At 63.7% G+C, this 7,062-nt stretch carries 5 protein-coding genes; 4 read left to right on the top strand and 1 reads right to left on the bottom strand.

The annotated features are described in order from the left end of the window. The 3 genes from ACYVDE_RS10995 to ACYVDE_RS10985 all read left to right on the top strand — a co-directional run. On the top strand, positions 1-514 hold a 514-nt coding region (locus tag ACYVDE_RS10995), incomplete at its 5' end, for a sensor histidine kinase (RefSeq protein ID WP_460501563.1). 156 nt (positions 515-670) lie between these two features. Next, positions 671-3,037, top strand: coding sequence for a glycosyl hydrolase family 28 protein (locus tag ACYVDE_RS10990; protein ID WP_460501562.1), 2,367 nt, complete (start codon positions 671-673; stop codon positions 3,035-3,037). A 106-nt stretch (positions 3,038-3,143) separates the two neighbouring features. Continuing rightward, a complete protein-coding gene (locus ACYVDE_RS10985) occupies positions 3,144-5,057 on the top strand; it encodes a glycoside hydrolase family 88 protein (protein WP_460501561.1) in 1,914 nt (637 codons plus the stop codon). A 78-nt stretch (positions 5,058-5,135) separates the two neighbouring features. Here ACYVDE_RS10985 and ACYVDE_RS10980 read toward each other — a convergent pair whose 3' ends face one another. Next, a complete protein-coding gene (locus ACYVDE_RS10980; RefSeq protein ID WP_460501560.1) occupies positions 5,136-6,185 on the bottom strand; it encodes a LacI family DNA-binding transcriptional regulator in 1,050 nt (349 codons plus the stop codon). A gap of 283 nt (positions 6,186-6,468) precedes the next feature. On the opposite strand from ACYVDE_RS10980, the gene ACYVDE_RS10975 reads away from it, so the two are divergent. Continuing rightward, positions 6,469-7,062 (top strand): SDR family NAD(P)-dependent oxidoreductase (locus tag ACYVDE_RS10975; RefSeq protein WP_460501559.1); only part of this gene is annotated, 594 nt, incomplete at its 3' end.

Raw genomic sequence — 7,062 nt, 5'->3', positions numbered from 1 at the left:
GGCCGACGACCCTGCCGCCCTGTTCACAGTAGCTCGCGAGGTGCTGGCTGCCGCCGTGGCCGACGTGCGCAGCACTTCGCACCAGCTTTACCCCGCCAGCCTGGCCCGCGTGGGGCTCGTGAAAGCCCTGGAGCGTCTAGCCGACCTCAGCCGCCACGCCGAGGGGCTGGATGTGCATTTCGATGCGCACTACCCACACGCGCTGCCAGAGGCGGCCGAGCTGGCGCTGTACCGCATCTGCCAGGAACTGGTGCACAACTCGCTCAAACACGCTCACGGGGCCACTTTCCTGCGCATCGGGTTGCACCAGAACGGCTCACAGCTGGTGCTGGAAGTGGAAGACAACGGCTGCGGTTACGAGTTTGGCTCTCCGGCTTCGGTGCGGGCCGGGGTGGGGCTGCGCAGCATTGGGGCACGGGTGCAACTGCTCGGCGCCTTGCTGGTGCAGGAGGCGGCCCTAGGCCGGGGGGTGCTAACGCGCATCGAGCTGACGCACGCTGCGCCGGCAGCATAGCCCTGCCGGTGCCAACGTTCCCGGCAACGATTGCGCAAATAAAGCGGGCGGCGAGCGGCTTTTTCGGTGGGCCGGGCGGTTGCGAAGGGGTAATATTGTTGGGGCCGGTCCCGCAGTGGGCCCGGCTTTTGCCACTGAACCAACCCGGCTTTGCTGATGATGAAAACAAGTGCCACGCTGCTGCTGGCGGGCCTCGGGGCACTGCTGGCCACGGCCTTTCGGCCGGCCGCCGCGCCGCCCACGCAGGTGTTTCTGGTGGGCGATTCCACGATGGCCGACAAGGCCGACCTCACCAAGCCCGAGCGCGGCTGGGGCATGGCGTTCGGCCAATATTTCGACAACGGCGTGGTGATTCGCAACACCGCCGTGAACGGGCGCAGCACCAAAAGCTTCTACCGCGAAGGCCGCTGGGCCAAGGTGCTCGATGGCCTGAAGCCCGGCGACTGGGTATTCATTCAGTTCGGCCACAACGACTCGAAGGTGGAAGACAGCGTGCGCTCGGCCCCGGCCCAGACGCTGTACCGCCAGCTCCTTACCAAGTTTGTGGCCGAAGCCAAAGCCAAAGGTGCCAACCCCGTGCTGCTCACGCCGGTAGGCCGCCGCTATTTCGACGAGGCGGGCAAAAGGAAGGACGACCACGGCGAGTACCCTGGCGTGGTGCGCGAAGTGGCCAAGGCCCAGAAAGTGCCGCTCATCGACCTGCACGAGCGTAGCTGGCAGATGTACTCGCAGCTGGGCGAGGCCGGTACCCGGCCGCTGTTCTGGAGCTACCAGAATGGCTACTACCAGGAAAACCCGGTGCCGCCCGCCAAAAACGACAACACCCACTTCTCGGAATACGGTGCCACCCGCGTGGCCCAGCTCGTGGCCCAGGACGTGCAGACCCAGCACCTCGGGCTGGCCAGCCACCTGCGCCCGGCCGCCTACGCCGGCCAGCTCACCGCCGACCTGCCCGTGGTGCTGGCACCGTCGTTCCGCCGTGATACCTTCAACCTGGCCCAATACGGCGGCGTGGCTGATGGCCAGACCCTGAATACCGAGGCCTTCCGCAAAGCTATTGCAGCCTGCGCGGCCCAGGGCGGCACCGTGCTGGTGCCCCGCGGGTTGTGGCTCACTGGCCCTATCACGCTGCAAAGCAACGTGAACCTGCACCTGGCTACCGGCGCGCTGGTGCAGTTCACGGCTGACCGCCGCCAGTACCCGCTCATCAAAACCACCTGGGAAGGGGAGGAGGCCATTCGCAGCCAGGCCCCCATTTCGGGCACCGACCTTACCAACATCGCCATCACCGGCAACGGCACGTTTGACGGCGCGGGCGACGCATGGCGTCCCGTGAAAAAAAGCAAGCTGAACGAAACGCAGTGGCTGAAGCTGGTGGGCTCGGGCGGCGTGCTGAGCGAGAAAAAAGACTACTGGTACCCCTCGGCCAGCTCGTTGAAGGGCAACCAGCTGGCCGCCGCCGGCACCCCGCGCAAGAGCCTCGACCCCACGGCGTTCGATGATATTCGCGACTTTCTGCGGCCCAATATGCTCAGCCTCACGCGCTGCAAGCAGATTCTGCTGGAGGATTTCGTGATTCAGAACTCGCCGGCCTGGACGATTCATCCGCTGCTGTGCGAGAACCTGACCGTGCGCCGCGTAACGGCCCGCAACCCCTGGTACGGTCAGAACACCGACGCCATCGACGTAGAATCGTGCCGCACCGGGCTGATTGAAGGCTGCACGTTTGACGTGGGCGACGACGGTTTGTGCATCAAGAGCGGCCGCGACGCCGAGGGACGCCGGCGTGGCGTGCCCACCGAGAACTTCATCATCCGCGACTGTCGGGTGTACCACGCCCACGGCGGCTTCGTGATTGGCTCGGAGATGTCGGGCGGCGTGCGCAACCTCTACGTGAGCAACTGCACCTTCATGGGTACCGACGTGGGACTGCGCTTTAAAACGGCCCGCGGCCGCGGCGGCGTGGTCGAGAACATCTTCGTCGACGGTATCGACATGACGGACATTGCCGGCGAGGCCGTGCTGTTCGACATGTACTACGCCGCCAAAGACCCCGTGCCGCTGGCCGGCGAAAGCACCGCGCCGCCCATTATTGCCGCGCAGCCGCTGAACGAGGGCACGCCGCAGTTCAAAGGCTTCCGGATTTCGAACATCACCTGCAAGGGCGCTACTACCGGTATTCTGGTGCGCGGTCTACCCGAAATGAGCATCAAGGACATCAGCATCGAAAATGCCGTTATCGAGAGTAAGAAAGGCCTCGTGTGCCAGGAAGCTGAGAACATTCGCCTCAAAAACGTGACGCTGCTTTCGACCGACACCACGCCCGTGCTCGAAGTGCAGAACAGCCGCAACATCGCCCTCGAAAACATTCGCTACGCCGATGGTGCCGACCTGCTGCTACGTGTGACCGGCGACCGCAGCAAGGACATTCGCCTGACGAATACCGACACCAAAAAGGTGAAACGTGGCGTGGAACTGGGCGATAAGGTGGCAAAGAAGACCGTGACGTTGGCTGGACGTTGATTATTTCATGTTTTCCAGAGTCCGTCGCAATGGAGCATTGAACGACCCTGCGCCCACTGCGCTTTTACCACTGCGACCCACTGCGGGAAATCCGTTTGAGAAACCTATGAAACGACTTGTCCTGCCGCTGCTGAGCCTCGCGTTGCTGGCCGAAACCGGCGCGGCCCAAACCGCGGCCCCGTACTCGCAGCGCATGGCCGATGCCTTCATCAGCTGGCACCCGGATTCCATTGTTATCGGCGCGCGCAAAACGGCCCGCTGGGACTACGAGCAGGGCCTGATGCTGAAGGCGCTGGAGCGCGTGTGGCAGCGCACCGGCGACGCCCGCTATTTCACCTACATCCAGAAAGACCTCGACCAGTACGTGCGGCCCGATGGCAGCATTCGCACCTATAAGCCCGATGATTATCTGCTTGATAACGTAACCACCGGCCACGCCGTGCTACTGCTGGCCCAGGTGTCGGGCCCCAATCAGGCCAAATACGTGAAGGCGGCGCAGGTGCTGCGCAAGCAGCTTGATACGCAGCCGCGCACCAACGAAGGGGGCTTCTGGCACAAGAAAATTTACCCCAACCAAATGTGGCTCGACGGCCTGTACATGGCCGAGCCGTTCTATGCCGAGTACAGCCGCCTGTTCAATCAGCCCGCCGGGCTCGATGACGTAGCCCGGCAGTTTGCGTTGATGGAGAAGCACCTCGTGGATGCCAAAACCGGCCTGCTCTATCACGGCTACGACGAAAGCCGCGAGCAGGCCTGGGCCAGCAAAACCACCGGTCAAAGCCCCCATTTCTGGGACCGCGGCATTGGCTGGTACGCCATGGCGCTGGTCGACGTGCTCGACTACTTCCCCGCCGACCATCCCCAAAGGCCCGCCCTGGTGCAGGCCCTGCAACGGCTGGCCCCCGCGCTGGCCAAATACCAGGATGCCAAAACCGGCACCTGGAGCCTGGTAATGGGCCAGGAGGGCCGTAAAGGCAACTATGCCGAAGCCTCGGGCAGCAGCATGTTTGTGTACGCGCTGGCCAAGGGTGTGCGCTTGGGCTACCTCGATAAAAAATACGCCGCCGTGGCCCGCAAAGGCTACGACGGCCTGCTGAAAACCTTCGTGGAAACCGCCCCCAACGGCGCGCTGGCTCTGAACGGCACCGTGAGCGTGGGCGGCCTGGGCGGCAGGCCATATCGCGATGGCAGCTACGAATACTACCTGAGCGAGCCGCTGCGCAAAAACGATTTGAAGGGCGTCGGCCCTTTCATTCTGGCCAGCACCGAAATGGAAATTGCTGCCGAAGACGCGGTGGGCCAGGGCAAAATGGTCGGGCTCGATTACTTCTATAACCACGAAATGCGCAAGAACGCCTTCACCGGCGAGTCTGAGCAGTGGCACTACACTTGGGAGGAGCGCACGCACGGCGGCTTCTGGCTGTGGGGCAACCAGCTGCGCGAGCTGGGCGCGCGCACCGTGGCCGTGCCCGCCGCACCCACGGCCGCCAGCCTCAAGCCCTTGAGTGTCTACATCATCGTTGACCCCGACACGCGCAAGGAGTCGCCCACGCCCAACTACATTCAGCCTGCCGATAGCAAGGCGGTTACCGACTGGGTGCGCGGCGGCGGCACCCTCGTGCTGCTGGCCAACGACACAGCCAACTGTGAAATCAAGCACTTCAACGAGCTAGCTAAAAACTTCGGCGTGCAATTCACCGCCCAGAGCGTGAACATGGTGCAGGGCAGCCAGTTCGAGCAGGGCCGCGTCGATTTAACCTCGGGTAAAGCGGTGTTCAAAAATGCTACTTCGGCCTACATCAAAGAGCTGGCCGTGCTGAGCGTGGCCGCTCCCGCCCAACCGCTCGTGACCAACAACGGCAAGGTTATCATGGCTACGGCGCGCTTGGGCAAGGGCAAGGTCTTCGTCCTCGGCGACCCGTGGCTATACAACGAGTACGTGGACGGCCGCAAGATTCCGGCTTCGTTCCAGAACTTCCAGGCCGGTAAAGACTTGGGCCGCTGGCTGCTGGGGAAGTAGGGCATAATTAAAGACCAACAGAACGTCATGCTTCGACTGCGCTCAGCATGATGTTCTTAATTTCTCAGCAAGGAGGCGCTACAGCCCAATCCGGAAATCGGCCTCCTTGCGCACTGTTGCGGCCGACGACTCGCGCACCTGCAGCGCCGTGGGCAGCTTCACGGTGCCGGGCGGCGAGGCTTTTTGCTTGCGCTCGATGAGCTCGATGAGACGTTCAGCGGCTAGCTGGCCGATTTCCTGGGCCGGTTGCGTCACGGTGCTCAGGGGCGGGTTCAGCATTTCGGCGGCGGGTAGGTTGGTGAAGCCGATGAGCGAAATGTCCTCCGGAATGCGGATGCCGCGCTTGCGCAGCGCCGTGAGGCAGCCCAGCGCCAGCCGGTCGCTGGCCGTGAAAAAGGCATCGGGGCGGGGCTCCTGGGCCAGCAGTTGCTCCACCAGCTCATCGGCCTCGTCGGGGCCGAAGGTGCCGTAGCGCACCAGGTTTTCATCGAAGGCCACGCCGTATTGCTCCAGGGCGGCGCGGTAGCCGGCCAGGCGCTCCTGCGTGATGCTGAGGTAGGGCGGAATGGTGAGGTGGGCAATGCGCCGCCGGCCCGTTTGCAGCAGGTGCGAGGTGGCGGCGTAGGCCCCGCCGAAATTGTCGGCTACTACCTGCGTCACGGGCAGGGCGGGCGCCACGCGGTCGAAGAGCACCAGCGGTACGCCCTGCGCGTGCAGGGCGTGCAGGTGGGCCACATCGGAGGTTTCGCTGGAAAGCGAGAGGAGCAGGCCGTCGACGCGGCGGGCCACGGCCTGCTGCACATTGGCCATTTCGCGCTCGTAGCTTTCGTGCGTCTGGAAAATAATGACGTGGTAGCCGCGGTTGTAGGCAATGGCCTCGATGCCGTTGATGGCCTGCGAGAAGAAGTTGTTGGCAATCTGGGGCACGATGACGGCCAGCGCCTTGCTGCTGCTACCCTTGAGGCTGAGCGCAATCGGGTTGGGGCGATAGTTGAGACGCTCGGCGTATTCCATCACCAGCCGCTTGGTTTCGGGGCTGATTTCGTAGCTGTCGCGCAGGGCCCGCGATACCGTCGAGGTCGACAGGTTCAGGGCGCGGGCAATGTCTTTGATGGTGACGGGGTCCAAGCGGCTTTCTTTCTAAAGTTCAATAAACAGCAGCAGGCTTGCCGGCGCGGGGTGAGTGCCGACTAACGGCCCGTAAGGTACTGCGGCGGGCTTAAATAGGACGGCAGAAGCCCGCCAGGCGCAACGCGCCATCGTTCCCGGCAACGATTGCACAAAAAAACATTGTCCAACTCTTGCTTTCGCCCAGCCCTGCCCGGAACCTTTAATCAGCCAACCGCTCCACAAGAGTAGGAAATATCCGGCTAATTCCTCTGCAAAGTCCAGTCGCCCTCATCCGATTTTCATGGCCGCCCTCTCCGCTCTCTTCAGTCTCGCTGGTCAGCGCGCCCTCGTTACGGGGGCCGACCGGGGCATTGGCCAGGCCATGGCCATCGCGCTGGCCGAAGCCGGGGCCGACATCATTGGCGTGTCGCGCAGCCTGCCTGAGGGTGGCGAAACCGAAACCGCCGTGCGCGCCCTGGGCCGCGACTTCCGCGCCTACCGCGCCGACCTGGGCGATGCCGCGCAGCTCAAGGCCTTCATTCGGGAAGTGCAGGCCGATTTTCCGGTCATCGACATTCTCATCAACAACGCCGGCATTATCCGCCGTGCGCCGGCCGCCGAGCACTCCGACGATGACTGGGATGCCGTGCTCAGCGTGAACCTCGACGCGCCGTTTCGGCTGGCCCGGGCGCTGGGCGGCGAGATGCTGAAGCGCGGGTGCGGCAAAATCATTTTCACGGCCTCGCTACTCACGTTTCAGGGCGGCATCAACGTGCCGGGCTACGCGGCCAGCAAGGGCGCCATCGGCTCGCTGGTGAAGGCGCTGGCCAACGAATGGGCCGGCCGCGGCGTGCATGTGAACGCCATCGCGCCCGGCTACGTGGCCACCGACAAC

This window comes from Hymenobacter agri (assembly GCF_054778495.1).
Note: the sequence above shows the minus strand (reverse complement) of the source record. Positions and strands in the feature narration are given on the sequence as shown.

What these genes read in the sequence shown, in the direction of transcription:
- ACYVDE_RS10990 (WP_460501562.1), top strand. Translation starts at nt 671, where the DNA reads ATGATGAAAACAAGTGCCACGCTGCTGCTGGCGGGCCTCGGGGCACTG.
- ACYVDE_RS10985 (WP_460501561.1), top strand. Translation starts at nt 3,144, where the DNA reads ATGAAACGACTTGTCCTGCCGCTGCTGAGCCTCGCGTTGCTGGCCGAA.